The organism is Nocardia sp. NPDC055321 (genome assembly GCF_053645575.1).
The window spans coordinates 105,665-132,071 of sequence record NZ_JBSHMS010000014.1; the positions used below are offsets into that span (position 1 = coordinate 105,665).

Sequence of the window (26,407 nt, forward strand, 5' to 3'; positions counted from 1 at the left end):
AGCGACCTACACCGGATCGGTGCTGATGTTGCGCTCGGGGGTGCCGACCGCCATCAACGCCCGTTTGGTGTCGGCGATCATGCGCGCGGACCCGGCGATCTGAATCTGCCGGTCCTCCCACGCGCCGAAACTCGCCACCACCGCGCCCAGGTTACCGATCAGCCGCCGATGCATGCCGAACGGCGGATCGGCGGGCGCGTACGGATGCCACCACGGATTGGTTTCGTTCTCGCACACCGGAATAACCGTCAACCACGGATTGCTCTGCGACAGCTGCCAGAGGTTCTCCACGTCGTAGAGATCGCACGGATAACGCCCGCCCATGAACAGGTGCACGCGCGGATTGATGCCGCGCCTGCCCATTTCGATGAGCTGCGCCCGAATCGGCGCGATGCCGGTGCCGGAACTGATCATCAGCACATCGCGGCGGCTGCGCAGATCCACGTGCAGCCCGCCCAGCGGCGCGGCGATCATCCAGCGGTCGCCCACCTCGGTCTCGTTGATGATGGCGGGACTCACCCAGCCGGTGCGCACCTTGCGCACGTGGAACTCGATCTCGCCGTACGGGTTGGTCGGAATCGCCGGGGACAGATACCGCCACATCTTCGGCCGCTGCGGAATGGCGATGGGCACGTACTGCCCGGCCTGATACGGAATCGGGGTGTCGGACTGCAGTCGCACGATGGCCAGATCGTCCACCACGCGCCGGTGCCCGACCACCGTCGCCTCCCAGTAGGGCTGCGACTTGTCGGAGTTCGCGCCGATCGCCATCGACGCCGAGATCAGGATGGTGATGTCCTGCCATCCCTGCTCGAGCTCCCGGCTCCAGTACCCGGTGCCGTTGTAGCTGCGGAACGCCGCGAGCAGCGCCCGTCCCGCCATGTCGTAGTGGGCGGCCTCCACACCGTACTTGCGATGGTCACGCGCGAGTTGCTCCAGGAAGCGCTGTGCCCGGTCCCAGTCCTCGAGATTGTCCAGAACGAACTGGATGGCCGTCATCAGCCGCTTGGGCTGCATGTCCATGGCGGAGGGAAAGAGTTCCCGGAGGCCGGGAATCTCTGCGAAGAGGTGACCGTAGAACGCGCTGATCAGCCGTTCGGGCCCGTGCGGTGCCTCTACGACTGTCCGGAAGTTTGCGCGGACCAGCGCTGCCGAACGCGCATCCACGACGTCGAACATTCCTTTCGTGTGCTGTACCCCGGACGCACCCGGTTCCAGGGCGTCCTCCGCGTCAAGTATCCCTGAAAAAACGGTGGTCGCACGGATATAGCCGGAGCTCACCCATTTGCACGCCCGCGCCCTCAGATGACGAGCACCGTCTTACCACGCGCACCGGATGCGCCGATAACTTCCGGCGCTCCGTCCAGCGGCGGGGTGGCGTCGATCGGCACCACCAGATCCCCGTTGCCCACATCGCGCAGCAGTTCTCGCAATTCCGGTGCGCCGCCGGAGGATTCGAAATCCCCGCCCCGGATACCGCGGCCCCGCAGATCGGCCCCGCCCGCGGACCCGACCGTCGTGTAGGCCGCGCCGCCCTCCCGCACGAGGGCCGCGTTCTCGGCGAATCCGGCCGGATCGCTCACCAGATCGAAGAGCACGTCGATGCCGCCGGGTGTGCTCATGCGCACCGAATCGGCGACCGAGAGCGGGGAGTTCTGCTCGCGAGTGGGGGAGTCACCCACCGGCATCCGCCCGTAGTCGACCACCTCGGCCGCACCCAGCCGGATCATGCGGTCGGTGTCGTCGGGCCGGGCGGTGGCGATGACGTGCGCGCCCGCCAGCGCGGCCAGCTGCACCAGGTAGGAACCCACGCCGCCGGACGCGCCGACCACCAGTACCCGCTGCCCGTCGCCGAGCGCCGCGGCGTGCACCAGATCCAGCGCGGTGATGCCGGCGGTGGGCAGCGCCGCGGCCTGGATGGAGGTCACCGAATCCGGGATCTTGGCGATGATCGAGTTCGACGGCACCACGATGTACTCGGCGAAGGTGCCGTGCCCCACCGGCGGGATCAGGAACTTGCCGACCACGCGATCGCCGACCCCGAAGTCCTCGATGCCCGCCCCGACCGAGGTGATGACGCCCGCGCCGTCGACGCCGGGGATGAGCGGGAACTCGTGCGGGAGCTTGCCGTCCAGGAAGCCGTCGATGATGCGCTTGTCGAAGGGGTTCACCCCGGCGGCGTCGAGCTGGATCTGCAGGGTCCCGGGCCCGGCCTCGGGGGTGGGCATCTCGGTGACCTCGGCCTTGCCGCCGAATTCACGAACCACGATCGCGCGCATTGCTGCTCCATTCGTTCGGGGTGTGTTCCGAGCCGAGCATGGGACGAGCGGGTGATGCGTCAACGAACGGCCTCATCGTAGGCCGATATGCCCCGTGTGCACCGTGATTCGGGCCATTCGCTCGGTTGCGTGGCGAGTAGCGTGAGGGTGCAGTGCGGCGGGGCCTGAAAATATTGAACTTGAGCGGAACAGACTCAACTTCTACTGCGTTGAACCCGGCAGAGCAAACAGTAGGAAAGGGGACTTGTGGACTCGTTCAATCCCACCACCAAGACTCAGGCGGCCCTGACCGCCGCCTTGGGAGCGGCCTCGGCGGCCGGCAATCCGGAGATCCGGCCCGCGCACCTGTTGGTCGCGCTGCTGGATCAGACCGACGGCATCGCCGCACCGCTGCTCAAGGCCGTGGGCGTCGACCCCGCGACGGTGCGGGGCGAGGCACAGGACATCGTCGACCGGCTGCCCCGGGCCTCCGGCGCCACCACCACCCCGAATCTGGGGCGCGAGGCGCTCGCCGCGGTCACCGCCTCCCAGCGCCTGGCTACCGAGATGGGCGACGAATACGTCTCCACCGAACACCTCATGGTCGGCCTGGCCGCCGGTGACTCGGACGTCTCGCAGCTGCTGCTGAAGTACGGCGCGACCGCCGACGCCCTGCGCGAGGCCTTCACCGCCGTGCGCGGCAACGCCCGCGTCACCACCGCCGACCCCGAGGGCAGCTACCAGGCGCTGGAGAAGTACTCCACCGACCTGACCGCGCAGGCCCGCGAGGGCAAACTCGACCCGGTCATCGGGCGCGACAACGAGATTCGGCGCGTGGTGCAGGTCCTGTCGCGGCGCACCAAGAACAACCCGGTACTCATCGGCGAACCCGGCGTCGGCAAGACCGCCATCGTGGAGGGCCTGGCCCAGCGCATCATCGCCGGGGATGTGCCCGAATCGCTGCGCGGCAAGAAGCTGGTCTCGCTGGATCTGGGCGCCATGGTCGCGGGCGCGAAGTACCGCGGCGAGTTCGAGGAGCGGTTGAAGGCGGTGCTGGAGGAGATCAAATCCAGTGCGGGCCAGATCATCACGTTCATCGACGAGCTGCACACGATCGTCGGCGCGGGCGCGACCGGCGAGTCCGCCATGGACGCCGGGAACATGATCAAGCCGATGCTCGCGCGCGGCGAACTGCGCCTGGTCGGCGCGACCACCCTCGACGAATACCGCCAGCACATCGAGAAGGACCCGGCCCTGGAACGCCGGTTCCAACAGGTGCTGGTCGGCGAACCGTCGGTGGCGGACACCGTCGGCATCCTGCGCGGACTCAACGAGCGGTACGAGGTGCACCACGGCGTGCGCATCACCGACTCGGCGCTGGTCGCCGCCGCGACGCTCTCGGACCGGTACATCACCTCGCGCTTCCTGCCGGACAAGGCCATCGACCTGGTCGACGAGGCCGCGTCGCGGCTGCGCATGGAGATCGATTCGCGGCCGGTGGAGATCGACGAGGTCGAACGCGCGGTGCGCAGGCTCGAGATCGAGGAGGTCGCCCTCGCCAAGGAGACCGACGAGGCGTCCAAGGCCCGGCTCGAGAAGCTGCGTTCCGAACTCGCCGACGACCGCGAGGTCCTGAACCAGCTCATGACCCGCTGGCAGAACGAGAAGCAGGCCATCGATTCGGTGCGCGTGCTCAAGGAGCAGCTGGAGAACCTGCGCGGCGAGTCCGAGCGCGCCGAACGCGACGGCGATCTGGGCACCGCGGCCGAACTCCGGTACGGCCGAATTCCCGCGCTGGAGAAGGAACTCGACGCGGCCGAGGCCAAGGCCGGAGCCGCCGCCGACGGCGAGGTCATGCTCAAGGAGGAGGTCGGACCGGACGACATCGCCGAGGTGGTCTCGGCGTGGACCGGCATCCCGGTCGGTCGCATGATGGAGGGCGAGACGCAGAAGCTGCTCCGCATGGAGGAGGAGCTCGAGCGGCGCGTCATCGGTCAGCGTGAACCGGTGCGGGCGGTGTCCGACGCGGTGCGCCGGGCACGCGCCGGGGTCGCCGATCCCAACCGGCCCACGGGCTCGTTCCTGTTCGTCGGCCCCACCGGCGTCGGCAAGACCGAACTCGCGAAAGCGCTGGCGGACTTCCTGTTCGACGACGAACGCGCCATGGTGCGCATCGACATGAGCGAGTACTCCGAGAAGCACTCGGTGGCCCGGCTCGTCGGCGCGCCCCCCGGCTACGTCGGCTACGACCAGGGCGGTCAGCTCACCGAGGCCGTGCGGCGTCGGCCCTACACCGTGGTGCTCTTCGACGAGATCGAGAAGGCGCACCCGGACGTGTTCGACATCCTGCTGCAGGTGCTCGACGAAGGCCGGCTCACCGACAGCCAGGGTCGCACGGTCGACTTCCGCAACACCATCCTGATTCTCACCTCGAATCTGGGCGCGGGCGGCTCGCAGGACATGGTGATGAACGCGATTCGCGCGGCGTTCAAACCGGAGTTCCTGAACCGGCTCGACGACGTGGTGATGTTCCATCCGCTCGACGAGGAGCAGCTCGAGGGCATCGTCGACATCCAGCTGGATCAGCTGCAGAAGCGGCTCGCCCAACGCCGGCTCGAACTCGAGGTGTCCGATTCGGCGCGGTTCTGGCTCGCGGTGCGGGGTTACGACCCGGCCTACGGCGCCCGTCCGCTGCGCCGGCTCATCCAGCAGTCCATCGGCGACACCCTCGCCAAGGAGCTGCTGGCCGGGGAGATCAAGGACGGTGACACGGTCAAGGTGAACGTGAGCTCGGACGGCGATCACCTCATCGTGGGCAGGTGATCTCCGAACTCGGCCGGGTGGTTGCGAAGAGCACACCGCTCGGTCGAGTTCGCGGCTGCGGAGAGCTCGGCAGCCTAGTCTGGAGGTCATGACGAATCCGAGCGATCCGTGGGCGCGGCGGCCCGACGTGAGCCCGGGGGACGGTCCGACCGAGAAGGTCGAGTCCGCCGCCGGGCCGGTCGGGCACACCTCCGATCCCGCGGGCGCGTACGGGCCGACCGAGTATTTCGGGCAGGTACCCGGCCCGGAAGCCACCCGCGTCATACCGCCGTACGACGCGGGCTGGGGCGGATACGAAGCGGGTGCGGGCTACGAGCCGACGGCCACCTACGCGGCCGGAGCCGGGTACGCGCCGACGAGCACCTACGACACCGCGGGCGGATACGCGCCGCCGCCGCCGAGTTATCCGGGCGGCCCGGGCGCGCCGGGCGGTTACCCGCCCGCCGGTTTTCCGCGCCCGCCCGCCCCGGAACCGCCGCGCCGGACCGGGCTGTGGATCGGACTCGGGCTGGCCGCCCTCGCGGGCATCGCGGTGATCGGCGTGGCGGTGGGAGTGCTACTGGCCAACCGCAATACGCCCGAATCAACCACCGCCGGAGGTACCACGGCGGCCCCCAGTTTCGTGTTCCCCTCCAATCCGAACACCTCCTCGCAGCCGCTGCCCAGCGGGGTGCCGCAGATTCCCGGTCTGGGCGACATCGATTCGCTCGGTGCGAACATGGGCACCATCGCCGCCAATGATGGCACCACCCTGACCATGACGACGCTGGCCGGTACTACGGTGACCGTGCACACCGACGATGAGACACAGGTGATTTCGCTCGGTAGCACGAAGGTGGCGGATCTGCCGGTGGGTGAGATGGTCATGGTGCAGGGCGACAAGGGCGCCGACGGCTCCATCCAGGCCAAGGTCATCATCAGCACGTCACTGCCCGGTGGAACCCGATGAACGCACGAAGCCGGTTATCCATACCCGGTCCCGAAAACCGTTCCTGCCCGGTGCCGTTGTGCGCGGGCGAATCCGCTCGGCGCGCAGTGGCGAGCGAAAATGGCAGAGCGCACCGGGCAATCAACCGCCCGGCTGGATAGGGTAGGCGGCGATGACGGCTATATGGTTCGGGTTGGCGGCGATCGCGCTGGTGGGTGCGATCGTGCTGCTCTATTTCGATCGGCTGCAACGGCAGCGCACCGGTCACGTGCGCCAGGTCTGGGCGAAAACCCAGGGGTACACCTATGTTTCGGTGGAACCGTCGCTGGCCTCCACCTGGCGGCGCGGCGCGCTGGCCAAGCTCGGCTACCTGTCCGCGGTGGACGTGGTGTCCGGTAATCGCAAGGGCGAGAAGTTCGTTCTGTTCGACCTGGAGGACGCCGCGACACTGGTCGCGGTGCGCCGGCAGATCGGCTCGGACATCGACATCGACCTGCGCGTGAAAACGGCAGCCCCGCCGAAGGACCACGACCTCGAACTGCTCGGCGCGATCGGGGACCGGGTGGTGTTCGCCACCAATCCCGACATCGCCCGGCACGCGGTGGATCAGCGCATGGTCGCGTTCATCGAATCGCTGCCCGACTCCGTGCAACAGCTGTGGAGCGAAGGCAATTGGACCCTCGGCATGCTGCCGGTGGGGTCGGTCGCCAAGGATTGGGAGACCGCGATCGACGCGGTGCTGCGGCTCTCGGGGCTGCTGCACGTGCTGCCGCCGGTCAACAATTCCGAACGCGGTCGCGACGAGCTGCCCGAACCCGGTAACTCGCGCCCGCTGCCCGAGGACGACGACTACGACGGGTACGACGCGGACGGCGACTACGAGCCCGAGCGCACCCGCCCCGTGCGCGAGACCGGCGCCCTGGTCGGCGACATCGCCGGGGCCGAAGCGCCCGAGGAAGCCGAATCCTGGCGTCCCGCACTGAAAGTCGTGCCGGACCCGCGCAATCGCCCGCGCCGCAATTGGCCGCCCGCCGCCGAGGACGAGGCCACGAGCCGCTTCGACGACGACGATCGTGACGACCGCCCGGACGAGGACGACGACTGGCGGGACGGCGAGTCCGCGCAGCGGCGCGAACCGGCCGAGCCCGAGGAGGGCTGGCGCCGCGACCAGGGTCGCAGCGCACCGCCCGGCGGTCCCTTCCACCCGGGCTTCCGCCCGTACCAGGGGCCGACGCCGCGGTGAGTGATCCCGCGCCTATCGCCGCTGCCGCCGTGACTCGTCACGGCGGCAGCGGCGTTTTCGCGGTCCGGCGCCGCCCGCGACACACCGGGGGTATCGCGGTTGGGCCATTTGCGCGTGTACTGCCCGCGCCCGCGCGGCACAGGCACCACAATGGTGGCGCAGTCCCGGTCATCGCCGACCGTGTCCTCGACGATGTGCCGATGATTGGCGATTGATGACCGAGAGTGCTCCCGTTTCGCGCCTGCCCGGCGCTCATCGGCCGGTGGCCCTGGTCACCGGGCCGACCTCCGGAATCGGCAGGGCGTATGCCACCCGGCTCGCCTCGCTCGGCTACGACCTGGTGCTGGTGGCGCGGGACGAGTCGTCGTGCAGTTAACCGGCGCGGCGCTGCCGCCCATGCTGCACGCGGCCAACGGCACGGTGGTGAATGTGGCCGGCATCGCCGGGCTGATACCCGGGAGGGGCTCGACCTACTCGGCCGCCGAGGCGTACGTCGTATCCTTCTCGCAAGGGCCGGCGGGCGGGCTGGCCGGGACCGGCGTTCGGGTGCAGGCACTGTGCCCGGGTCTGGTCCACACCGAATTCCACGAGCGAGCCGGGCTACAGACGCGTTCGCTGCCGCGAGCGCTGTGGCCGACCGTGGACGAGGTGGTAGCCGGCTCGTTGCGTGATCTGGAGAAAGCCCGGGTGCTCAGCGTGCCCGGAGCGCAGTACAAAACGATCGCTGCGGTTGCCGGACTGATCCCGAGGTCCCTGGTGACCCGCCTCAATCGGGGCCTGTTCAACGCACGCGGAAGGACATAGACACAGCAATGCAGGTAACGACGACCGACCGGGACAGACTGGCCGAACTCGTGCGCGCCCTCGCGGTGGTGCACGGCAAGGTCACCCTGTCCTCGGGCAAGGAAGCCGACTACTACGTGGACCTGCGCCGGGCCACACTGCATCACGAGGCGGCGCCGCTGATCGGCAAACTGCTGCGTGAACTGGTCGCGGACTGGGATTTCGAATCGGTCGGCGGTCTCACCATGGGCGCGGACCCGGTGGCGGCGGCGGTGCTGCACGCGCCCGGCCGTCCCATCGACGCCTTCGTGGTGCGCAAGGCGGCCAAGGCGCACGGCATGCAGCGCCTGATCGAGGGCCCGGACATCGTGGGTAAGCGGGTGCTTGTGGTGGAAGACACCACGACCACGGGCAACTCCCCGGTCACCGCCGTGCGCGCGCTGCGCGAGGCGGGCGCGATCGTGGTGGGCGTGGCGACGGTCGTGGATCGGGAAACCGGTGCTGACCAGGTTATCGCGGCCGAGGGGCTGGAGTATCGGTCCATTCTGGGCCTGAAAGACCTTGCGCTGGGGTAAACAAGATCTTGCTCTGGGCTGAACCGGTGCTCTGGGTTAGCCTGGGTGCTGGTCTTCTGTCCGACAACGTGGTCGAACAATGTGTTGCGAAGGGTCGTGTGAGTCACCAGTGGTGAGCATTGCAATCAACAAGGGCAATCAGAATGTTGCGATGCTCGGCATCGGTGCCTATCGACCCACCCGCATTGTCAGCAACGACGAAGTGTGCGAGAAGCTCGACTCCACCGACGAGTGGATCTTCGAACGCAGCGGCATCCGCAACCGCCGCTGGGTGAGCGGTGACGAGTCGCTGCGCTCGATGGCGGTGGCGGCCGGCGAGCGGGCCATCAAGAACAGCGGCATCGATCGCTCCAAGATCGGCGCGCTGATCCTGGCCACCTCCACCTGGCCCGAGATCACCCCGCACGGTGGCCCGACCGTCGCGTCGGATCTGGGCATCAACGGCATTCCGGCCTTCGACCTGGTCTCGGGCTGCGGCGGCTTCGGCTACGGCCTGGGCGTCGCGTCGGATCTGGTGCGTGCCGGTTCCGCCGAATACGTGCTGCTCATCGGCGCCGAGACCATGTCGTTCTCGCTCGATCCCGAGGACCGCGGCACCGCGTTCATCTTCGGTGACGGCGCGGGCGCGGTCATCGTCGGCCCGAGCGAGGAGAACGGCATCTCCCCGACGGTGTGGGGCAGCGACGGCGAGAACGCCTCGGCCATCGGCCAGAACTACAACATCCTCGAGATGATGGATCGCGCCGAGGAGTTCCAGCACAAGGATCCCGAGACCGATCCGGTCGGCCGCATGCTGCTGCGCATGGAGGGCCCGCGTGTGTTCCGCTGGGCCGCGGTCACGCTGCCGCGCGCGCTGTCCTCCGCGGTCGAGGCGGCCGGGGTGTCCAAGGACGACATCGAGGTCTTCGTCCCGCACCAGGCCAACGCCCGCATCAACGAGCTCATGCGCAAGAACCTCGGCCTGCCCGACGATCTGCCCATGGCCAACGACATCGAGAACACCGGCAACACCTCGGCGGCGTCCATCCCGCTGGCCATCGAGGAAATGCTGGTCACCGGCAAGGCCAAGGGCGGTCAGCTCGCGCTGCTGCTCGGCTTCGGCGCCGGCCTGACCTACGCCGGCCAGGTCGCCACGCTGCCCCCGGCCCCGGCCGAACCCTCCTTCTGATGCCCAGGCCGTTTCGCGCCGCCTTCGTCGGCGCGGCCGCGGTGACGGTGTTCGGCGCCGTCACCGGCCGGGATCGGTTGCAGTGGATCGCCAAACCACTGCTCATGCCGCTGCTCGCGGCGGATGTGGCGACCAACGACGACGGGCTGCCCGCGGCCGAGCGCACGGTGCTGCTCGGCGCGCTGGCCGCGGCGACGGTGGGCGACGTCCTGCTCATCGAGCCGGACGACGATCGCCGATTGATCGCGGGCGCTTCGTCTTTCGCGGTGATGCAGACCGGGTACTCGTGGCTGTGGTGGCGGCACGGCGCGCGGCCCAAGGCGGCCATCGCCGGTCAGCGCCTGGGCGCGTGGCTCGGCGCGGCCGCGCTGATGCGGTCCAAGGCCCCGGCGGTGGCGGTTCCGCTCACCGCCTATGGCGCGACCCTGGGCACGGCGGCCACCCTGGCCTCGGATCCGGATCTGGCGCCCGGCGCGAAAAACGTTGCCGGCCTGAACATCCCGGGCACTCACCCGCGCACCCGCCTGGGCGTGGGCGCCCTGCTGTTCACCGTCTCCGACGGTCTGATCGTGCTGCGCAAGATCTTCGCCCGCACCCCGCGCTCGCGCCGGGTGACCGAGGGCGTCATCCTCGGCACCTACGCGACGGCCCAGTACCTGCTGGCCGATCCCCGCGCCCACGTGCGCGGGGAGTGACACTCCGAAACCGCTGACCCGCAACGGCTTCCGGCCGGACTAGTTCCGTACGCCCGAACCCGTCGCCGCGCCGTTGTACAGCTGCATCGCGGGGCAGTTGGCCGGATCCGCTGCCCTGGCGCACAGTGCGTAGGCGAGGAAGCCCAGCGGGAACAGTACCGGGGCGACGATGATGTCGGTCAGGGCGGAACCGGTTGTCGCGATAGGCGCGACGACCACCTTCGGCGCCGCCGGAGCCTGGTCGAGAGACAGCGGCGCGGCCCCCGCGGAACTCGGGCGTGTCAGGGTAGGTGGTGGAGCAGGGTCCTGCCCTCGTCGCTCGACCACCAGGCGGTGTGGCCGAGAAAGTAGTGGGTGTAGGCGATCTCGGCGTTCTCGGGGTTGCCGCCGGGGACCACGGCTAGGAAGTAGTCGATCTCGGAGAGCTCGTACTCGGCGTGTACCAGGGGGACCAGGTCGCGTAGGGCGGACTGCTCCCTGTCGGTCAGCGGGCGTACCGAGGTGTAGCCGTCGAGCAGGGCCCGGACCTGGTCGGGGCGTGGGTGGGCGGGGCCGCCCGTGCGCAGAGAGATCCAGTCGACGGCGCAGCGTTCGATCGCCACGGCCAGGTCGTGGACGGCGGTCGTGCGGTCGCTGAGGCCGAAATCTATTACGGTGGACGGCTTCTCGTGTTCCCAGTGCAGGTTGGTGCCGTGCCAGTCGTTGTGCGTCCACAGCGGGGCGAGATGTTCGACGACGGTGCGAAGACGATTGTGGAAGGGCAGGTGCAGGCGCTCCACGTCGGCGCGCCAGTCGCGGGCGGCGAGGAAATCGGCCAGGGCGGGGCGGTCGGCCGCGTAGCGCTCCATCGCCGTCATCGGGTCGGGGGAGGAGAATATGGTAAAGCTCGCCAGCAGGGGGCGGGGCGGCCGCGCGGGGGCGTCGTATCCCTGTGCGGCCAGGTGCAATTCGGCCAGGGCGCGACCGGCGGCGGTGGCCTGTTCGAGTGAGAGGTACGGGGTCCAGGAGAAGGTTCCGCGATACAGGTCCGCGCCGGTGCCGAGTTCCTGTACCTCGTAGGTGAATTCGCCGTTCTCGCGGGTGAGCGCGATGCGCGGAATGGGGATTCCGTTCGCGCGCAGGTGGTTCATGAAGGCGTGTTCTTCGGAGAGTGCACCTGCATCGCGCAGGGCCCGGGGCAGGCGTTTGACGATGAGCGGGCGGCCGTCGGCGGTCCGGACCCGGGCGGTCGCGGACAGCGGCCGGGGACTGTGCCATTCGAGCGCCGCGCCGGGCGCCAGGTCGATGTCGGGGGACAGGACGGCCGCGACTTCGGGCGGGGTCAGGGGCGGCCAGTCGGGGGCGACCAGCGGATCCGAGCCCATGCCGAAGACGCGGTCGTCCATCACGATCAGCCCTTTCGCCGGTCCAGTGCCACCAGTACGCCGGTCACCGCCGCCGCCGACAGGAAGGCGAACGCCGAGGCCGAGGTCCACCAGGTGGCGTGAATACCGGTGAAATCCTGTATCCGCGACCAGAAGCTCACCCACCAGCTGATCGAGCCGGGATTGATGAGCTGGTAGACGACGAAGCCGATCGCCCAGGGCAGCAGCATGAGTGGTCGGGCGGGCGCGTGCTGGGACAGGTCCCAGCTGTGCCGGCCGCGGCCGAAGAAGTAGTCGACGATGAGCACCGCGCTCAGCGGCACGAAGACCGACCCGATCAGGTACAGGAAGTTGGCGTACCCGCTGAAGTCGCGCACCGGCAGCGCCAGCAGCGTCACCAGCACGCCGACGCCCAGCGCGAGGATGCGGCGGTCCACCCTGGGCAGCAAATTCTGGATGGACATGGCGGTGGAGTACACGTTGGCGAAGGACTGATCGGTCTCGCGCAGCACCAGCACCGCGAAGAAGGCCCAGCCCGCGGCCACTCCGAGCAGGGTGTCGAAGATCTTGTCCGGGTCCCCGCCCGCCTGCAGGATGGCGAGGATGCCGAGCAGGTAGCACCAGAACTGCGCGACCGAATAGCCGATGACGGTGGCCCCGGCCGCGCTGCGGGCGTTGCGCGAATGGCGGGTGTAGTCCGCGGCCAGCGGGACGAAGGACACCGAGACCGCCAGGGTGGTGTCCACGGCCGGGAAGAATCCGCTCCAGCTCGCGCCGGCGACCTCCGGAATCGGTTGCCGCAGTAGCTGAATCGTGAAATAGATCAGGGCGATGCCCACCGCGACCGAGACGTACTTGCGCAGGATGTGCAGTACCCGCAGCGGCCAGATGGCCATGACGGTGGACAGCGCGCCGGCGGCGAAGATCACCAGGGCGTGCGGGACCTTGTCGTCGGTGAGCGCCGCGACGCCGAGCGCGATGACGGTCAGTTCGTACACGCCCCAGCCGACGCACTGCACGATGTTGGCGACGGTCGGCGCATAGGACAGCCGGGTGCCGAAGAGCCCGCGCAGCACCGCCATGGCGGGCGCGCCCGTCCGGGTTCCCACCATTCCGGTGCCGGCGACCATGGCGATACCGGCCACGGTGCCGAGCAGGGTGGCCAGCAACGCACCCGCGATCGGCAGCGGCGGATGCCCGGTGGGGAACAGCACGTAGGCCGCACCGCTGAAACCGATCAGGCTGACGCCGAGATTCAGCCAGAAGGCCGCCTGGTCGCTGAAGCTCAGCGTGCGCGGCGGCTCGGTGTCGAGCAGCAGCGGCGCTTCCTGATGGTCGGGCGGTGTAGCGGTGTTCATGGGTCGTGATGCTACGGGGCAATGCGGGCAAAACGGTCAGCAAGCTTCCGGCATACGAGACAGTGTGCGGCGCGACCGGTGACGGGCTCAGAGGCAGAGCATGATCCGATCCCGGTTGCGGGGATCCACGCGGATCGACAGGGTGCCACCCACCGCGATCAGTGGGCGCACCAGCGGCTCCACGTCGAACACGATGCGCCCCCGGTAGGTCTCCGAACCCGGCACCACCAGCTCCAGATCGATCTGGGTCAGCTCGGTGCAGTGGTCGGTGCGGCGCAGCGGCCGCACCGCCTCGATGTTGGCCCAGCCTTCGAGCCCGTGCCGCAGCAGTTTGCGATCCTCGCGAGATGGGCGCTGCGCCAGCAACATCGCCCCGCCCAGGAAACAGCCGAACAGCCCGACCAGGGCCACCACCTGCAGGGCCGCCGTGCCGGGCGGGGTGCGCGGCAACAGCCACGCGAGCCAGACGGCGAGGATGATCAGGTACAGGGCGGTCACGCCGAGCACGGTGCGTATGACGCGCGCGTGGTCCATGAGAACCTCCACCACGGCTGCTGGAACTCCAGGATAGGTCCCGGAATCCGCGCTCGGTGCCGGATCGACGCGCCCGGTGCCGGAGTGCGGCGCTCTCGTTATCTACGACAGAGTTCCGTAGTGCCGCAGGTGAATTGGCCGCGGCCCGGCATGCCTACGGCGCGGTGCGCAGCGCGGTGAGCGCGTCCAGATCCAGGGGGATGCTGATCCCCTCGAGCTCGAGGGTGACCCGGCCCGTGTGCTCGCCGGTCGGTTCGTACCGGTCACCGCGCAGCCGGTGGGTGCGCAGGCACACCGTGCCCTCGATGTCGAGCAGCCAGTACTCGGCGATGCCGCTCTCGGCGTATTCGGTCATCTTCATGATCCGGTCGGTGCGCCGGGAGCCGGGGGAGATGATCTCCACGGCCGCCAGCACATCTGCGGGTTCCACCCGGTCGGCGTGCGCGGCCCCGGCCGCACCCCCGACCACCAGCACGTCGGGCACCCGCACCGTCGGCGGCGTGCCGTCGTCGATCACCAATTCGATGCGGGCGAGCGCGGCCACCGAGCGCGGCAGCGCCGGTTCCAGCTGCGCCGCCATGCGCCAGACCGCCAGCTGATGGCGCGGCGGCTGCGGCGCGACCACCAGCACCCCGTCCACGAGTTCGCGGCACCGGCCGCGTTCGAGCTCGGGTAGCGCGGACCACTCGCCGAGGGTCAATAGGTGATCAGGCCAGGACGCAACCGTTTTCAGCGCTGCTGTAGTAGTCGGGCGCACCATGGGGACCAGTCTTCCACGCCCGGCAATCACACAGCGATGTTTCAACCCTTCAACCGCAGAACCGCGAGCACCCGGCGATGGTGGAGATCCGAGGGCGGCAGCTCGAGCTTCATGAAGATGTTGCCGATGTGCTTCTCCACCGCGCGCTCGGTCACTGTGAGGGCGTGCGCCAGCGCGGAATTGGACAGCCCCTGCGCCATCAGTTCGAGCACCTCGCGCTCGCGCGGGGTGAGCCGGGCCAGTGAATCCTGTTGCCGTGCCGCGCCCATGAGCTGGCTCACCACTTCCGGATCGAGTGCGGTGCCGCCGGTCGCGACCCGCTGCAGGGCGTCGATGAAATCCCCGATATCGGCCACCCGATCCTTGAGCAGGTAGCCGACCCCGCCCGCGCCCGCGGCGAGAAGTTCGGTGGCGTAGCGGGTTTCGATCCACTGCGAGAACACCAGTACGCCCGTGTCCGGGTGGCTGCGGCGCAGCTCCAGCGCGGCGAGCAGACCCTCGTCGGTGAAGGTGGGCGGCATCCGCACATCCACCACCGCTACTTCCGGGCGATGTTCGACGACCGCCGCGCGCAGGGCCGTGCAGTCGCCGACCGCGGCCACCACCCGGTGACCGCGGTCGGCGAGCAGGGCCACCAGCCCGTCGCGCAGAATCGCGTTGTCCTCGGCCACGACCACCCGCAGCGGGACCTGGGGATTCGCGGTGCTCACCGGCGTTCTCCTCTCGGGGCGGGCGGTAGTGCGCGGAGGTGCGTCATTGCGGGCCGTCGAGCGGCAGGACCAGGGTGACCACGGTGGGCCCGCCGACCGGACTGTCCACGGCGAGGGTGCCGTCCACGGCCAGGGCGCGCGCGGCCAGCCCGGCCAGCCCGCCGCCGACGGTGCGGTCCCCGCCGTTGATCACCGGCTGCAGCGCGCCGCCACCGCCGTTGTCCCGCACGCTGACCGCGATGCGGTCGCCCCCGGTCGGCAGCACCGCGACCCAGATCCGGTTCGCACCGGCGTGTTTGGCCACGTTGGTGAGCAATTCCGCGACCGAGAAGTACGCGATCGACTCGATGGCCGGGCTGGGCCGGCGCGGCAGCATGACCCGCAGTTCCACCGGGACGGCCGAGCGCGCCGCGAGGGTCTCCAGCGCCGCCTCCAGGCCGAGTTCCAGTGCGGGAGGATGGATTCCGCGCACCAGCTCGCGCAGTTCGGTCAGCGCCTCCTTGGATCCGGCGCGAGCCTGGGCGATGAGTTCGCTCGCTTCGCCGCCGGCGGCCAGGCGTTCCTCGGCGCGGCCCAGCATCATGGCGATGCTGACCAGGCGGGCCTGGGTGCCGTCGTGCAGATCGCGCTCCAGGCGGCGCAGGGTGGCGGCGGCGTCGTCCACGGCGGCGCGGCGGCTCTGCTGCAGTTCGGCGACCCGCCGGTCCCGGGCGGTCGGGGTGAGCAGCCAGCGCGCGAGCAGCCGGTGCGCCCAGCACACCGTGCGAATCAGCCAGGGCAGGGCGAAGCAGAGCACGATGCCGATCGCGGACGCCGCCAGATTCCGGGGCCAGGAGTCGACGTAGAACTCACCGATCTGGAACAGCGAATGATGCTCCACCCCTTCGGAATCCAGGTTGACCGGGTGGAACAGCGCCCAGGGGATGGGGGAGAACGCCAGGAAGACCGACATCGCGACGACCACGAGGGTCAGATAGCCGACCACCACCCCGAGCGCGCCCTGCACCACCAGGAACGCCAGCGCCCGCCAGGACACCTGATCGGTGAACGCGCCGCGCAGCCAGCCGAGCAGCCCGGGCCGGGACGTGAAGGGCGGGGGTTCGGGCAGGTCGTTGTCGAGCAGTGCGCGATTGAGCCCGCGATAGACGTGGCCCCAGATCCGGCCGCCGAGAATGACGGCCGCGAGCAGCGGGATCCCGACCAGGAAGATCGAAAGATAGCCCGCGCCACCCAGTCCGAAGAAGAGGTAGGTGGCGGCCGCGCAGTCCAGCACGAAGACCACGACGAGGTAGAGCAGTTCCTTCCAGGTCCGCAGCCGGAACGGGGCGAGCAGCACCGCGCGCCACACGGGCTCGGGCGCGGTGGTCTCCGGCGGCGGTCCGGCGGGCGGCGGGTTGTCGGTCGAATCGGGCATATCGAGTACCAGGGTAGGCAGGGCGGCGGTTTCGCTCATCACCCCATCGTTCTCGCGCGGGGTGGGTGCGGGCGATGGAGCAGGCCCGTAAATGCGGGGTGTGGACAGCACCACCACCTAGCATCATGCCTATGAGCTATGAGTATCCGCCGCCGGGCAATACGCCTCCGCCGCAGCCCGGGTACTACGGTGCGCCGCCCCCGGATCATCCGCAGGCCACCACCGTCCTGATCCTGGGCATCCTGAGTCTGGTGCTGTGCCAGTTCCTCGGGCCGGTGGCCTGGGTGATGGGCAAGCGGGCGCGCGACGAGATCGACGCCTCGCACGGCACCCTCGGGGGACGCGGCATGGTGAACGCCGGGTACATCTGCGGCATCGTCGCCACCTGCCTGCTCGCCCTGGGTCTGCTGGTCGTCGTGATCGCCATCGTGGTCGGCGCTTTCAGCAGCACCACCGCCTAGGCACGCGCTCACCGCGCCGTCGAAATACGATGGTGCGGTGAGTTACCCGCCCTACGGCTATCCCGCTTACCCGCACTACGGCCCGCCGCCGGACCATCCGCAGGCCACGACCGTCATGGTGCTCGGAATTCTGAGTCTGGTGCTGTGCCAGTTACTGGGTCCGGTCGCGTGGATCATGGGCGCCAAGGCACGCAGGGAGATCGACTACTCCGGCGGCCAGATCGGCGGGCGCGGCAACGTGCAGGTCGGCTACATCTGCGGCATCATCTCCACCTGCATCATGGGGCTGTTCATCCTCGGATACGGCGGCGTGATCCTGTACGCCGTGACCTCCGGCTCCTGGTGACCGGAGCGGGCGTCGGCGCGGCGGTCACTACGATGTCCGGGTGAGCTCCGCCCCGACAGCCGACGATCCACTCGCCCCCGGTCCGACCGAATGGGGCGAGCATCCGCACGGCGTCGGGCCCTGGTCGGCGGAGTTCGGCTCCGAACCGCCCGCCGACCCGCGCCTGGATCCCGACCTGCTCGCGCACGGCGACCGCCGCAACGTGGTCGACGCCTACCGGTACTGGACCCGCGAGGCGATCGTCGCCGATCTCGATACCCGCCGGCACCCCTTCCACGTGGCCATCGAGAATTTCGGGCACGACGCGAACATCGGCACGGTCGTGCGCACCGCCAACGCCTTCGGCGCGGCCGCGGTCCACATCGTCGGCCGCAAGCGCTGGAATCGGCGCGGCGCCATGGTGACCGATCGCTACCAGCACATCCACCATCACGCCGATACCGGCGAGCTGCTCGAATACGCTGCCGCGCACGGTCTTACGGTTGTCGCGGTGGACAACGTCCCGGGCTCGGTGCCGCTGGAGACCGCCGATCTGCCGTGCGACTGCCTGCTGCTGTTCGGCCAGGAGGGCCCCGGCGTCACCGACGCCGCCAAGCACGCCGCCCGGCTCACCGTCTCCATCGCCCAGTTCGGGTCCACCCGCAGCATCAACGCCGGCGTCGCGGCGGGCATCGCCATGCACGCCTGGGTTCGGCAGCACGCGGATCTCGATACCGCCTGGTAAGCCGCCGGACGTCCCCGCGGACCCGCGGGCGCGATGCCCGGGTACCGGTGCCGGACAATGGGCGGGAGGTCTTCGAAACAGGCCCGTGCACAGCCGGTTTCCGGTCGGTGCACCGGCTCGGGCGGATACAACACCACTGTGACCACTGGTTATGTCAGTTCGGCCATTATCGGGCCGACGCGGTAACAATTCGGCCACGCGTCGATCTGTCCGATGGCACTATTTGTCCTATGACTTCGCGGACCGGGCGTAATACCGAGTCGAGCGCTGCTTTGTGGGCCGAGCGCGCCGATCTGGCGGAGTCGGCGATCGTGGCGCGGCATCTGCGCCCGCTGTGGGCCATTCCGGGGACGACGCTGGGGTTGGTGGGCTGGCCCGCCACCAAGCGCGAGCGGGCCTTCATGTTCTGGCACTACTGGTGGCAGGCGCACCTGATCGACTGCGCGGTCGACGCGGCCAATCGCGCGCCGACCCCGGCCCGGCGGCGGCGGATCGCGACCGTCGCGCAGGGGATGCGGGTTCGCAACCTCACCGGGTGGACCAACAACTACTACGACGACATGGCGTGGCTGGCCATCTCGCTCGAACGCGCCGAGCGGACCCAGGGCATCACCGAGGTGCGCGGTGGGCTGCTCGCGCTGGAGAAGGACCTGTACACCGGCTTCGAGCCGCAGTTCGGCGCGGTGCCGTGGCGGCGCGGATCGGACTACTTCAACGCCCCGGCGAACGGACCGGTCGGCATCGCCATGGCCCGGCTCGGCCGCTACGCCCGCGCGCAGGAGATCTCCGACTGGCTCGACGACACCCTGCGGGACAAGAACTCCGGCCTGATCCTGGACGGCATTCACCTGCCCTCGGGTGAGATCGAGACGCCCGCCTACAGCTACTGCCAGGGCGTGGTGCTCGGCCTGGAAACCGAATTGGCCGTGCACACCGGCGAACCCAGGCACGTCGACCGCGCGGTGCGCCTGCTCGCGGCCATCGAGGAACACCTCGTGGTGGGCGGGGTGGTCACCGGGGACGGCGGCGGCGACGGCGGCCTGTTCAACGGCATCCTGATCCGCTACCTGGCCCTGATGGCGCTCATGCTCCCTGGCGATGAACCGGCGCAGGTGAACGCGCGGCGCGGGGCGGCGGACATCGTGAGCCGCTCGGCCGTCGCGGCCTGGGAGAACCGGCTCGACGTGGACGGGAACCCGCTCTTCGGCCCGGATTGGCGACAGCCCGCGCGACTACCGCGCATCTCCGGGGCGGGCATGCTCGAGGGCGGTTCGGTCACGGCCTCGCGCAACCCCGAACGCGATCTGTCGGTGCAGCTTTCGGGCTGGAAGCTGATGGAAGCTGCACATGTTGTCTCGGCAGCGGGATTCTGATCCGAGCGGGTTGGATTCATCCACCGCGTGTGGCACCGATATCGGAAGGTGCCTGAGCGAATCCCGCCGGTTCGGACGCGGCATTCGGCGGTCGAGAGCGCGCCGTGCGGAGTCGCGGTTCAGGCGGTGTGGCGGTGCACCTGGGGGATGGGCTCGGTCTCGCACTCGAGGTCGAAATCCTCGGCGGGACGGGCCATCTCCACGCGGTACTGGCGCACGCCCACGATCGTGCCGAGCACCAGGCCCACGATCAGCGTGCCGATCACCGCGGGCATGAGCCAGTCCATGCCCTCCAGGAAATTACCGGCGTAGAAGCCGACGAGCAGCAGCACCGGCGCCCAGATGATCGCACCGATGGTGGAGGCGATCGTGTACCGGCGATGATCCATGCCCGCCGCGCCCGCGACCAGCGGGCACAGCGTGCGCACCCACGGAATCCAGCGCGCGACCAGAACCGCCAGGAATCCGTGCCGGTGCAGGAGGTCGGCCACCCGGGTCAAATTCTGGGTGTTGATGTACTTGCCGTTCTTTCGAGCCACCAGGTGATCGCCGGTTCTCTGCCCGATCACGTACCCGACCTGGTTGCCCGCGACGGCGGCGATCATCGCGCCGACCGATAGCGCCCAGACGTGCGCTTCGCCGGAGCCGTGCGCGGCCAGCACGATGCCCGCGGTCAGCAGCATGGAATCACCGGGCAGGAAGAGCCCGATGATGAGCGCACATTCGAGAAAGACAAAGGTCAGGACGACTGTCCAGACCAACACCGGTCCGGCCGTTTCGAGCGGTCCGAAACCGCCCATGGCGACGTTCATCGGGTGGGTGGACACCTTTTGGCTCAGCGGTTCGGCTCGTTCGTGATGACCGCGAACTGCTCGGTGTCGGCGTTCGCGTTCGCATCGGGACTCGCGTTCCGGTTGCGCAGGTTCCGCAGCACCGCGCCGATGCCGGGCAGGATCGAGATGAACACGATCAGCAGGAAGATGGCTTCGATGTTCTTGCGGATGAACTCGAAATTGCCCAGGAAGTAACCGAGCACCGTGACGCCGCCGCCCCACAGGATCGCGCCGATGATGTCGAAGGCGACGAACTTGCGGTAGTCCATCTTGGACACACCCGCCAGCACCGGCATGAACGTGCGCACGATGGGCACGAAGCGGGCCAGGATGATGGTCTTGGGGCCGTGCTTCTCGAAGAACTCGTGCGTCTCGGTGACGTACTTCTTCTTGAAGAAGCGGCTGTCTTCCTTCTTGAAGATGGCCGGGCCGATGCCGCGGCCGATCCAGTACCCGGACTGATCACCGAGGAACGCGACCAGGATCGTCAGCGGCACCAGCACGAAGATGTTGAGTCCGGCGGGCGCGGGATCCTGGGCGGCGAGCATGCCGCCGGTGAACAGCAGCGAGTCGCCGGGAAGCAGCGGGAACAGCAGGCCGGTCTCGATGAAGACGATTGCCAGGATCGCGCCGAGCACCACTTTGCTCAGCCATGTCTCGGTGAGGAGGTACATGGGATCGAGGATCTCGGGCATCGCGACGGTGGTCGTCACGGCATCGGATACGGCCAGCAAGGTCACGGCCACCACCCTACCGGTGATTGCTATGTCACACCGAACCTCGAAGGAACCTCACAAACTTGTCAGGTGTCCGGGGCCTGTTCCGAGGCAATTGCCAGGCGAAAAGCCGATTGGCTTAGTGTGTGGCCTGACAGAATTTGTTGTACACAGCACACCACAGTGGAGGTCATTGTGCCCATCGCGACTCCGGAGATCTACGCCGAGATGATTGCTCGGGCCAAGGAGAACTCCTTCGCGTTCCCCGCGATCAACTGCACGTCGTCCGAGACGATCAACGCCGCGATCAAGGGTTTCGCCGATGCCGGCAGTGACGGCATCATCCAGTTCTCCACCGGTGGCGCCGAATTCGGTTCCGGGCTGGGTGTCAAGAGCATGGTCACCGGTGCGGTGGCGCTCGCGGAGTTCGCGCACGTCGTCGCGGCCGAGTACGACATCACCATCGCGCTGCACACCGATCACTGCCCGAAGGACAAGCTGGACACCTTCGTTCGCCCGTTGATCGCCATCTCTGCCGATCGCGTCAAGTCCGGCCTGAACCCGCTGTTCCAGTCGCACATGTGGGACGGCTCGGCCATCCCGATCGACGAGAACCTCGAGATCGCCAAGGAACTGCTCAAGCAGTGCCATGCCGCGAACATCATCCTCGAGGTCGAGATCGGCGTCGTCGGCGGTGAAGAGGACGGCGTCGAGGCCGAGATCAACGACAAGCTCTACACCTCGCCCGAGGACTTCCAGAAGACCATCGACGCGCTGGGCGCGGGCGAGAACGGCAAGTACCTGCTGGCCGCCACCTTCGGCAACGTGCACGGTGTGTACAAGCCGGGCAACGTCGTGCTCAAGCCCGAGGTGCTCGCGGAGGGCCAGCGCGTCGCGGCCGCCAAGCTGGGCCTCGGCTCGGACGCGCAGCCGTTCGACTTCGTGTTCCACGGCGGTTCGGGCTCGCTCAAGAGCGAGATCGAGGATTCGCTGCGCTACGGCGTGGTGAAGATGAACGTCGACACCGACACCCAGTACGCCTTCACCCGCCCGGTCGCCGGTCACATGTTCGGCAACTACGACGGCGTCCTCAAGATCGATGGTGAGGTCGGCAACAAGAAGGTCTACGACCCGCGCAGCTACCTCAAGAAGGCCGAAACCTCCATGGCCGCGCGCGTTCTCGAGGCGTGCAACGACCTGAAGTCGGCGGGCCGTTCCATCAGCGCCAAGTAAGGTAAGCCACGAGCCGGAGAAAACTCCGGCGCAGTGAGCTGAGCGTGCCGCGGCTGCCCAGTGCTGCCGCGGCCGTTCGCTGTTATACGAGGTGCAGGGCAATGACTCTCGATGTGCGGGTCCTCGGACCTGTGCAGGTGCTGGTCGGCGGCCGTCCAGTGCTGGTCGGCGGCCCCAAGCCGCGCGCGCTGCTCGCGGCTCTGACCGTGAACCGGCGACGCGCGGTGTCTTCGCAGGCGCTGGCTAATTACGTCTGGAACGACGATCCGCCGGATTCCTACCAGGCCAGCCTGCAGGTGTTCGTTTCCAATATTCGCAAGACGCTGCGCAACGCGGGCGTCGACTCGGTCGCCGTGCTGCGCACCGAGGCGTCCGGGTACCGCCTCGAGATTCCCGACGAGGATTGCGACCTCGGGCGCTTCGAGAGCATGCACCGGGCCGGCAAGGAAGCCGCGACGCTCGGCGACCACGTGGGAGCGGCGCGGCTGTACGCGAGCGCGCTGCAGGAGTGGAGCGGGCGGGCGCTGGACGATCTGTCCGGGCTGTCCTTCGCCGGGGATTTCGCCACCGCCATGAACGAGGAGCGGCTGCTGGTCGCCTCCGCGCGCATCGACGCCGAGATCGCCTGCGGCAACGCGCGTTCGGTGATCGGCGAGCTGGTGTCCATGACCAACGCGCATCCGCTGCGGGAGCCGCTGTGGGCCCAGCTCATCACCGCGCTCTATCTCTCGGACCGCCAGGCCGACGCGCTCGAAGCGTGCCGCCGGGTGCGCATGGTGCTCTCGGCCGAGCTCGGCATCGATCCGGGTCCGGCCATCACCGCGCTGGAACAGCGGGTGCTGCGCCAGGAGCCGCTGCACACCGGCGCGATCGCCGAGATCGAGGCGCAGGCCAAGGCGATGACCGAGACGGTCACCGAGATGCCGCGGGCCATCCGGGCCGGGCAGCTACGGACCGCGAGCGGGCGGGCCATTCCGATCGGCATCGGCGGCATCAAGATCGGGCGGATGGTCGACAACGACCTGATCCTGGACGATCCCAAGGCGAGCCGGTACCACGCGCACATCACGCCGAGCCGGGCCGGACTGCTCATCAAGGACCTGGGCTCGGCGAACGGGGTCTATATCAACGAGACGGCGATCGAGACCTCGGTGGTGCTCGCCGACGGGGACGCCATTCGCATCGGCTCGACGACGTTCGTGTTCCACGCGGCGCGCTGATCGGGACGCGTGCGAGATTCTCCGGCGAGTACGGCTGCGCCGCGGGGAAAGCCGGGTAGGGTCGTTCGCCGGGTGTGTCCGGTGAGTCCTATCGAAGGGTGACGCATGGCCAAGCGGATGCTGGCCGCCGTGGGCGCGGTGGTCGTCGGGGCCGGGATGCTGGTGTCCTCCAACGCCCAGATCGCCCTGGCCGAACCGGCGGAAGCCGATGCGGGAAAACGGATTCCCGGTATCGGGCCGTGCAAGACCGATCCCGCGCCGGTGCACGAGACGCTGGTGCCGGACCGGATGGAGATGCCCATCGCCTATCCGGTGGTCACCGTCGATCCGGGACCGCCCAAGGAGAACAAGACCCGGGTCGCGATGGAACTGCCCGCCGATCCGTGTGAGAACCCCTGCCCGGACCTCACCGATCGGCCCGACCCAGCACCCAATCTCAATGAGCTGCTGGGGATTCCGCAGCTGATCCTCAAGCCGCAGCCGTTCCACTTCGCCTTTCCCGACCCGGATCCCGAGCCGCTGCCGCCCGCGCCCGAGGTCGCGCAGCCGATCATCGAGGCCGCGCCGCAGGCACCCGCCCGGCCGCTGCCGCGGGTCTCGCAGGTGCGCGAGGTGGCCAAGCTGACCGGGGCGAACTCGATCAACCGGACCGACAAGCGCTGGCAGGTCGAGGGCACCGACCTGGGCATCATGTGGGAGAGCAAGCCGGGCGAGATCGCCATCGCGTTCGGCGACTCGGTGGGCGACGACTTCCATCCGCCGGGCGGGTTCGGCAACGACTGGCGCAGCAATCTGCTCGCCTTCAGCACAGATCGCGAGCTCGGCGACGGGGTCACCTTCGACAGCTTCGTCACCGACAGTCGTTGCCACGCCGTCGAATTGCTGACCAGCAAGAAGCTCGACAACATCGAGATCACCACCATCCCGACCTCCGGATTCGCCATCGGGGACCGGCAGTACATGAGCTACATGTCGATTCGCACCTGGAACTCGATCCCGGGCACCTGGTTCACCAACTACGGCGGGCTCGCGTACTCCGACGATCACGGGCAGACCTGGGTCAAGGACCCGCACGCCAAGTGGGACAACATCTTCGGCGTCTCCAACTTCCAGGTCAGCGCGATGGTGCCCGAGGGCGACTACGTCTACATGTTCGGCACGCGCAACACCCGCCTCGGTGCGGTGGGGCTCGCCAGGGTGCCGAAGGACCAGGTGCTCAACACGACCGCGTACCAGTACTGGCGGGACGGCGCGTGGACGCCGGTCGGCGGGTACCAGGCCGCCTCGACCATCGTGGACGCGCCCGCGGCCGAACTGTCGGTGAACTACGACGCCGAGCGCAAGGTCTGGCAGATGAGCTACCTCGACACCGCGAAGGCGGCCCTCGTTGTGCGGGAATCGGATTCGCCGCAGGGCGTGTGGTCGCCGAGCGCGGTGACGGTGACCGCCGCGCAGTTCCCGGAGCTGTACGGCGGATTCATTCATCCGTGGTCGACGGCGAACGATCTGTACTTCACCATGTCGACCTGGAACGACTACAACGTCTATCTCATGCACGCGCGCGTGGAGTAGCGCGCACCGCGAACGCGAAGGGCGGAACGCACTTTCATTGTGCGTTCCGCCCTGTGCGTTGCATCGCGGACAGAGCCCGCCGACCGGATCCCGGCGCAAGACGGGATCGGTGTGCTGGCGGCTGCCGCGCTTCGGGGTGCCGCGCGCCTCGTTGGTACGCGAGGATGCGCGGCCGCGCGAGAGTCAGCCTCGGCCGGACAGTCCCGCTCAGCCCTGCGCGGTCGCGCCGGAGAGCCGGACCTCGGCCACGGCCCGGCCGAAGAGCTTCTTGCCCTCCGACGTCGCGCCGAGAACGACGGTGGCCGAACCGGTTTCGGCGTCGACCGACTTCACCTTGCCGGTGAACTCCACGAAGGTGGGCGCGGTCGGCTGGACGGCGACGAAGCCGGAGAACCGCACGCTGAACTTGCTGAGGGCCGCTGGATCGCCGAGCCAGTCCACCAGGTAGCTCGCGGTCAGGCCCATGGTGAGCATGCCGTGCGCGACGACGGTCGGCAGGCCGACCAGTTCGGCGGCGGCGTCGCTGAAGTGAATGGGGTTCGGATCGCCGGACACGCCCGCGTAGTTGACCAGGTCGCCGCGGGTGAGCGGGATACGGGAGCCGGGCAGTTCGGTGCCCGCGGTCAGGGTGCCGGTCGTGGGCACGGTGTGCACCGGCAGGGCCGGGGCGGGGGTGCGCAGTTCGCCGACCTCGTCGGGGTCCAGCAGGATGAGCCCGGACGGGTCGAGGGAGCCCTCGGCGTTGGAGTCGGTGACGTGGCCGTGCATGACCAGGCCCGAGACCATGTCGGCGGCGGCCGGGTCGATCTCGACGCCGCGGCGGGCCACGATGGTGGTGGTCGCGACCAGGACCGGCAGGGCGTCGGCGTCGGTCAGCGTGACCTTGATGGTGATGAAGTCGTTGTCGCCGAAGATCCGGATGTTCTCCACGGCCACGTCCACCGACAGTAGGTCGCCGCCGACGATGGGCCGGTGGTACTCGAAGATCTGGTCGGTCTGCAGGATCTGCGACACGTCGTATTCGGTGAGCACCGTGCCGATGAGGCTGCGGGTGGTGGCCGCGCCGATCACCGAGGCGAAGGTGGGGGAGGCGATGAGGCCGGCGTAGCCGAGCGCGTTCGCGTGCTCCTCGTGATGGTGGGCGGGGTGGTCGTTGCGGACGGCCCGCGCGAATTCGCGAATCTTCTCGCGCCCGACGTCGTAGTGATCGCGGACTCGAAAGTGCCGTCCGACCAGATCGGTGGCGGTGGCGACAGTCGCCTCGGCCGTCTCCGGCATGGTGTTCAGCTCCCTGCAATATCGAAACCTGGTGGGCA

25 protein-coding genes and 1 pseudogene are annotated in these 26,407 nt (G+C 68.7%); 14 read left to right on the top strand and 12 right to left on the bottom strand.

Translation table 11 applies throughout. The annotated features are described in order from the left end of the window. Positions 1 to 6: 6 nt before the first annotated feature. Both ACWIGI_RS22945 and ACWIGI_RS22950 read right to left on the bottom strand, forming a co-directional pair. A complete protein-coding gene (locus ACWIGI_RS22945; protein WP_454204487.1) occupies positions 7 to 1,167 on the bottom strand; it encodes an FAD-binding oxidoreductase in 1,161 nt (386 codons plus the stop codon). A 134-nt stretch (positions 1,168 to 1,301) separates the two neighbouring features. Further along, a complete protein-coding gene (locus tag ACWIGI_RS22950) occupies positions 1,302 to 2,279 on the bottom strand; it encodes an NADP-dependent oxidoreductase (RefSeq protein ID WP_454204488.1) in 978 nt (325 codons plus the stop codon). 246 nt (positions 2,280 to 2,525) lie between these two features. On the opposite strand from ACWIGI_RS22950, the gene clpB reads away from it, so the two are divergent. The 7 genes and pseudogenes from clpB (at position 2,526) to ACWIGI_RS22985 (ending at position 10,473) form a co-directional block, all read left to right on the top strand. Next, positions 2,526 to 5,081 (top strand): ATP-dependent chaperone ClpB, encoded by a 2,556-nt coding sequence (gene clpB / locus ACWIGI_RS22955; protein WP_454204489.1) that lies wholly within the window; start codon positions 2,526 to 2,528, stop codon positions 5,079 to 5,081. An 88-nt stretch (positions 5,082 to 5,169) separates the two neighbouring features. Next, positions 5,170 to 6,030, top strand: a complete 861-nt coding sequence (locus ACWIGI_RS22960; protein WP_454204490.1) for a DUF5666 domain-containing protein — start codon at positions 5,170 to 5,172, stop codon at positions 6,028 to 6,030. 151 nt (positions 6,031 to 6,181) lie between these two features. Next, positions 6,182 to 7,252 carry a hypothetical protein gene (locus ACWIGI_RS22965; RefSeq protein ID WP_454204491.1) on the top strand — a complete coding sequence of 357 codons (1,071 nt, stop codon included), beginning with the start codon at positions 6,182 to 6,184 and terminating at the stop codon, positions 7,250 to 7,252. Positions 7,253 to 7,466: 214 nt separating this feature from the next. After that, positions 7,467 to 8,056: pseudogene (locus ACWIGI_RS22970) on the top strand (SDR family NAD(P)-dependent oxidoreductase). Positions 8,057 to 8,064: 8 nt separating this feature from the next. After that, positions 8,065 to 8,610: an orotate phosphoribosyltransferase gene (pyrE, locus tag ACWIGI_RS22975; RefSeq protein WP_454204492.1), complete on the top strand. Its 546-nt coding sequence runs from the start codon at positions 8,065 to 8,067 to the stop codon at positions 8,608 to 8,610. Between the two features lie 109 nt (positions 8,611 to 8,719). Continuing rightward, positions 8,720 to 9,778, top strand: coding sequence for a beta-ketoacyl-ACP synthase 3 (locus ACWIGI_RS22980; RefSeq protein ID WP_454204493.1), 1,059 nt, complete (start codon positions 8,720 to 8,722; stop codon positions 9,776 to 9,778). Beyond that, positions 9,778 to 10,473 (top strand): lysoplasmalogenase, encoded by a 696-nt coding sequence (locus ACWIGI_RS22985; protein ID WP_454204494.1) that lies wholly within the window; start codon positions 9,778 to 9,780, stop codon positions 10,471 to 10,473. Before ACWIGI_RS22980 ends, ACWIGI_RS22985 begins: the two co-directional genes overlap by 1 nt. Positions 10,474 to 10,512: 39 nt before the next feature. Here ACWIGI_RS22985 and ACWIGI_RS22990 read toward each other — a convergent pair whose 3' ends face one another. From ACWIGI_RS22990 to ACWIGI_RS23020, 7 genes are all read right to left on the bottom strand, one after another. After that, positions 10,513 to 10,692: a hypothetical protein gene (locus ACWIGI_RS22990; RefSeq protein ID WP_454204495.1), complete on the bottom strand. Its 180-nt coding sequence runs from the start codon at positions 10,690 to 10,692 to the stop codon at positions 10,513 to 10,515. Positions 10,693 to 10,754: 62 nt separating this feature from the next. Then, the gene (locus ACWIGI_RS22995) at positions 10,755 to 11,858 is read right to left on the bottom strand and encodes a phosphotransferase enzyme family protein (protein ID WP_454204496.1); all 1,104 of its coding nucleotides are present in this window, start codon (positions 11,856 to 11,858) and stop codon (positions 10,755 to 10,757) included. Between the two features lie 5 nt (positions 11,859 to 11,863). After that, positions 11,864 to 13,195, bottom strand: a complete 1,332-nt coding sequence (locus ACWIGI_RS23000; protein WP_454204497.1) for a purine-cytosine permease family protein — start codon at positions 13,193 to 13,195, stop codon at positions 11,864 to 11,866. An 87-nt stretch (positions 13,196 to 13,282) separates the two neighbouring features. Beyond that, positions 13,283 to 13,729: a hypothetical protein gene (locus ACWIGI_RS23005; protein WP_454204498.1), complete on the bottom strand. Its 447-nt coding sequence runs from the start codon at positions 13,727 to 13,729 to the stop codon at positions 13,283 to 13,285. Positions 13,730 to 13,883: 154 nt separating this feature from the next. Beyond that, positions 13,884 to 14,489, bottom strand: coding sequence for a Uma2 family endonuclease (locus ACWIGI_RS23010; protein ID WP_454204499.1), 606 nt, complete (start codon positions 14,487 to 14,489; stop codon positions 13,884 to 13,886). A 41-nt stretch (positions 14,490 to 14,530) separates the two neighbouring features. Next, the gene (locus ACWIGI_RS23015) at positions 14,531 to 15,172 is read right to left on the bottom strand and encodes a LuxR C-terminal-related transcriptional regulator (RefSeq protein WP_454204610.1); all 642 of its coding nucleotides are present in this window, start codon (positions 15,170 to 15,172) and stop codon (positions 14,531 to 14,533) included. 70 nt (positions 15,173 to 15,242) lie between these two features. Further along, the gene (locus ACWIGI_RS23020) at positions 15,243 to 16,652 is read right to left on the bottom strand and encodes a sensor histidine kinase (RefSeq protein ID WP_454204500.1); all 1,410 of its coding nucleotides are present in this window, start codon (positions 16,650 to 16,652) and stop codon (positions 15,243 to 15,245) included. A gap of 92 nt (positions 16,653 to 16,744) precedes the next feature. Between ACWIGI_RS23020 and ACWIGI_RS23025 the strand changes: the two genes are divergently transcribed. The 4 genes from ACWIGI_RS23025 to ACWIGI_RS23040 all read left to right on the top strand — a co-directional run bounded on the left by ACWIGI_RS23025 (position 16,745) and on the right by ACWIGI_RS23040 (position 19,517). Then, on the top strand, positions 16,745 to 17,074 hold the full coding sequence (locus ACWIGI_RS23025; protein ID WP_454204501.1) for a DUF4190 domain-containing protein: 330 nt from the start codon (positions 16,745 to 16,747) through the stop codon (positions 17,072 to 17,074). Between the two features lie 37 nt (positions 17,075 to 17,111). After that, a complete protein-coding gene (locus tag ACWIGI_RS23030) occupies positions 17,112 to 17,420 on the top strand; it encodes a DUF4190 domain-containing protein (protein ID WP_454204502.1) in 309 nt (102 codons plus the stop codon). A 40-nt stretch (positions 17,421 to 17,460) separates the two neighbouring features. Further along, complete coding sequence (locus tag ACWIGI_RS23035; RefSeq protein WP_454204503.1) at positions 17,461 to 18,144, top strand: TrmH family RNA methyltransferase; 684 nt, start codon at positions 17,461 to 17,463, stop codon at positions 18,142 to 18,144. Positions 18,145 to 18,374: 230 nt separating this feature from the next. After that, positions 18,375 to 19,517: a glycoside hydrolase family 76 protein gene (locus ACWIGI_RS23040; protein WP_454204504.1), complete on the top strand. Its 1,143-nt coding sequence runs from the start codon at positions 18,375 to 18,377 to the stop codon at positions 19,515 to 19,517. Between the two features lie 119 nt (positions 19,518 to 19,636). Here ACWIGI_RS23040 and ACWIGI_RS23045 read toward each other — a convergent pair whose 3' ends face one another. Continuing rightward, positions 19,637 to 20,329 (bottom strand): DedA family protein, encoded by a 693-nt coding sequence (locus ACWIGI_RS23045; RefSeq protein ID WP_454204505.1) that lies wholly within the window; start codon positions 20,327 to 20,329, stop codon positions 19,637 to 19,639. A 23-nt stretch (positions 20,330 to 20,352) separates the two neighbouring features. Next, positions 20,353 to 21,045: a DedA family protein gene (locus tag ACWIGI_RS23050; protein ID WP_454204611.1), complete on the bottom strand. Its 693-nt coding sequence runs from the start codon at positions 21,043 to 21,045 to the stop codon at positions 20,353 to 20,355. A gap of 216 nt (positions 21,046 to 21,261) precedes the next feature. On the opposite strand from ACWIGI_RS23050, the gene fbaA reads away from it, so the two are divergent. From fbaA to ACWIGI_RS23065, 3 genes are all read left to right on the top strand, one after another. After that, complete coding sequence (gene fbaA, locus ACWIGI_RS23055) at positions 21,262 to 22,299, top strand: class II fructose-bisphosphate aldolase (RefSeq protein WP_454204506.1); 1,038 nt, start codon at positions 21,262 to 21,264, stop codon at positions 22,297 to 22,299. Positions 22,300 to 22,400: 101 nt separating this feature from the next. Beyond that, positions 22,401 to 23,519 (top strand): BTAD domain-containing putative transcriptional regulator, encoded by a 1,119-nt coding sequence (locus tag ACWIGI_RS23060; protein WP_454204507.1) that lies wholly within the window; start codon positions 22,401 to 22,403, stop codon positions 23,517 to 23,519. 105 nt (positions 23,520 to 23,624) lie between these two features. Further along, complete coding sequence (locus tag ACWIGI_RS23065; protein ID WP_454204508.1) at positions 23,625 to 25,091, top strand: DUF4185 domain-containing protein; 1,467 nt, start codon at positions 23,625 to 23,627, stop codon at positions 25,089 to 25,091. A 207-nt stretch (positions 25,092 to 25,298) separates the two neighbouring features. On the opposite strand, the gene ACWIGI_RS23070 is transcribed toward ACWIGI_RS23065, so the two are convergent. Further along, entirely contained in the window at positions 25,299 to 26,369 is a 1,071-nt protein-coding gene (locus ACWIGI_RS23070; RefSeq protein ID WP_454204509.1) for a fused (3R)-hydroxyacyl-ACP dehydratase subunits HadA/HadB, read from the bottom strand. Positions 26,370 to 26,407: the final 38 nt, after the last annotated feature.

What these genes read in the sequence shown, in the direction of transcription:
- ACWIGI_RS22965 (WP_454204491.1), top strand. Translation starts at nt 6,182, where the DNA reads ATGACGGCTATATGGTTCGGGTTGGCGGCGATCGCGCTGGTGGGTGCG.
- ACWIGI_RS22995 (WP_454204496.1), bottom strand. Translation starts at nt 11,858, where the DNA reads ATGGACGACCGCGTCTTCGGCATGGGCTCGGATCCGCTGGTCGCCCCC.
- ACWIGI_RS23050 (WP_454204611.1), bottom strand. Translation starts at nt 21,045, where the DNA reads ATGCCCGAGATCCTCGATCCCATGTACCTCCTCACCGAGACATGGCTG.
- ACWIGI_RS22950 (WP_454204488.1), bottom strand. Translation starts at nt 2,279, where the DNA reads ATGCGCGCGATCGTGGTTCGTGAATTCGGCGGCAAGGCCGAGGTCACC.
- ACWIGI_RS22960 (WP_454204490.1), top strand. Translation starts at nt 5,170, where the DNA reads ATGACGAATCCGAGCGATCCGTGGGCGCGGCGGCCCGACGTGAGCCCG.
- ACWIGI_RS22985 (WP_454204494.1), top strand. Translation starts at nt 9,778, where the DNA reads ATGCCCAGGCCGTTTCGCGCCGCCTTCGTCGGCGCGGCCGCGGTGACG.
- ACWIGI_RS23045 (WP_454204505.1), bottom strand. Translation starts at nt 20,329, where the DNA reads ATGAACGTCGCCATGGGCGGTTTCGGACCGCTCGAAACGGCCGGACCG.
- ACWIGI_RS23060 (WP_454204507.1), top strand. Translation starts at nt 22,401, where the DNA reads ATGACTCTCGATGTGCGGGTCCTCGGACCTGTGCAGGTGCTGGTCGGC.
- ACWIGI_RS23040 (WP_454204504.1), top strand. Translation starts at nt 18,375, where the DNA reads ATGACTTCGCGGACCGGGCGTAATACCGAGTCGAGCGCTGCTTTGTGG.
- ACWIGI_RS23025 (WP_454204501.1), top strand. Translation starts at nt 16,745, where the DNA reads ATGAGCTATGAGTATCCGCCGCCGGGCAATACGCCTCCGCCGCAGCCC.
- ACWIGI_RS23005 (WP_454204498.1), bottom strand. Translation starts at nt 13,729, where the DNA reads ATGGACCACGCGCGCGTCATACGCACCGTGCTCGGCGTGACCGCCCTG.
- ACWIGI_RS23010 (WP_454204499.1), bottom strand. Translation starts at nt 14,489, where the DNA reads ATGGTGCGCCCGACTACTACAGCAGCGCTGAAAACGGTTGCGTCCTGG.
- ACWIGI_RS23070 (WP_454204509.1), bottom strand. Translation starts at nt 26,369, where the DNA reads ATGCCGGAGACGGCCGAGGCGACTGTCGCCACCGCCACCGATCTGGTC.
- ACWIGI_RS23020 (WP_454204500.1), bottom strand. Translation starts at nt 16,652, where the DNA reads ATGAGCGAAACCGCCGCCCTGCCTACCCTGGTACTCGATATGCCCGAT.
- ACWIGI_RS23065 (WP_454204508.1), top strand. Translation starts at nt 23,625, where the DNA reads ATGGCCAAGCGGATGCTGGCCGCCGTGGGCGCGGTGGTCGTCGGGGCC.
- pyrE (WP_454204492.1), top strand. Translation starts at nt 8,065, where the DNA reads ATGCAGGTAACGACGACCGACCGGGACAGACTGGCCGAACTCGTGCGC.
- ACWIGI_RS23000 (WP_454204497.1), bottom strand. Translation starts at nt 13,195, where the DNA reads ATGAACACCGCTACACCGCCCGACCATCAGGAAGCGCCGCTGCTGCTC.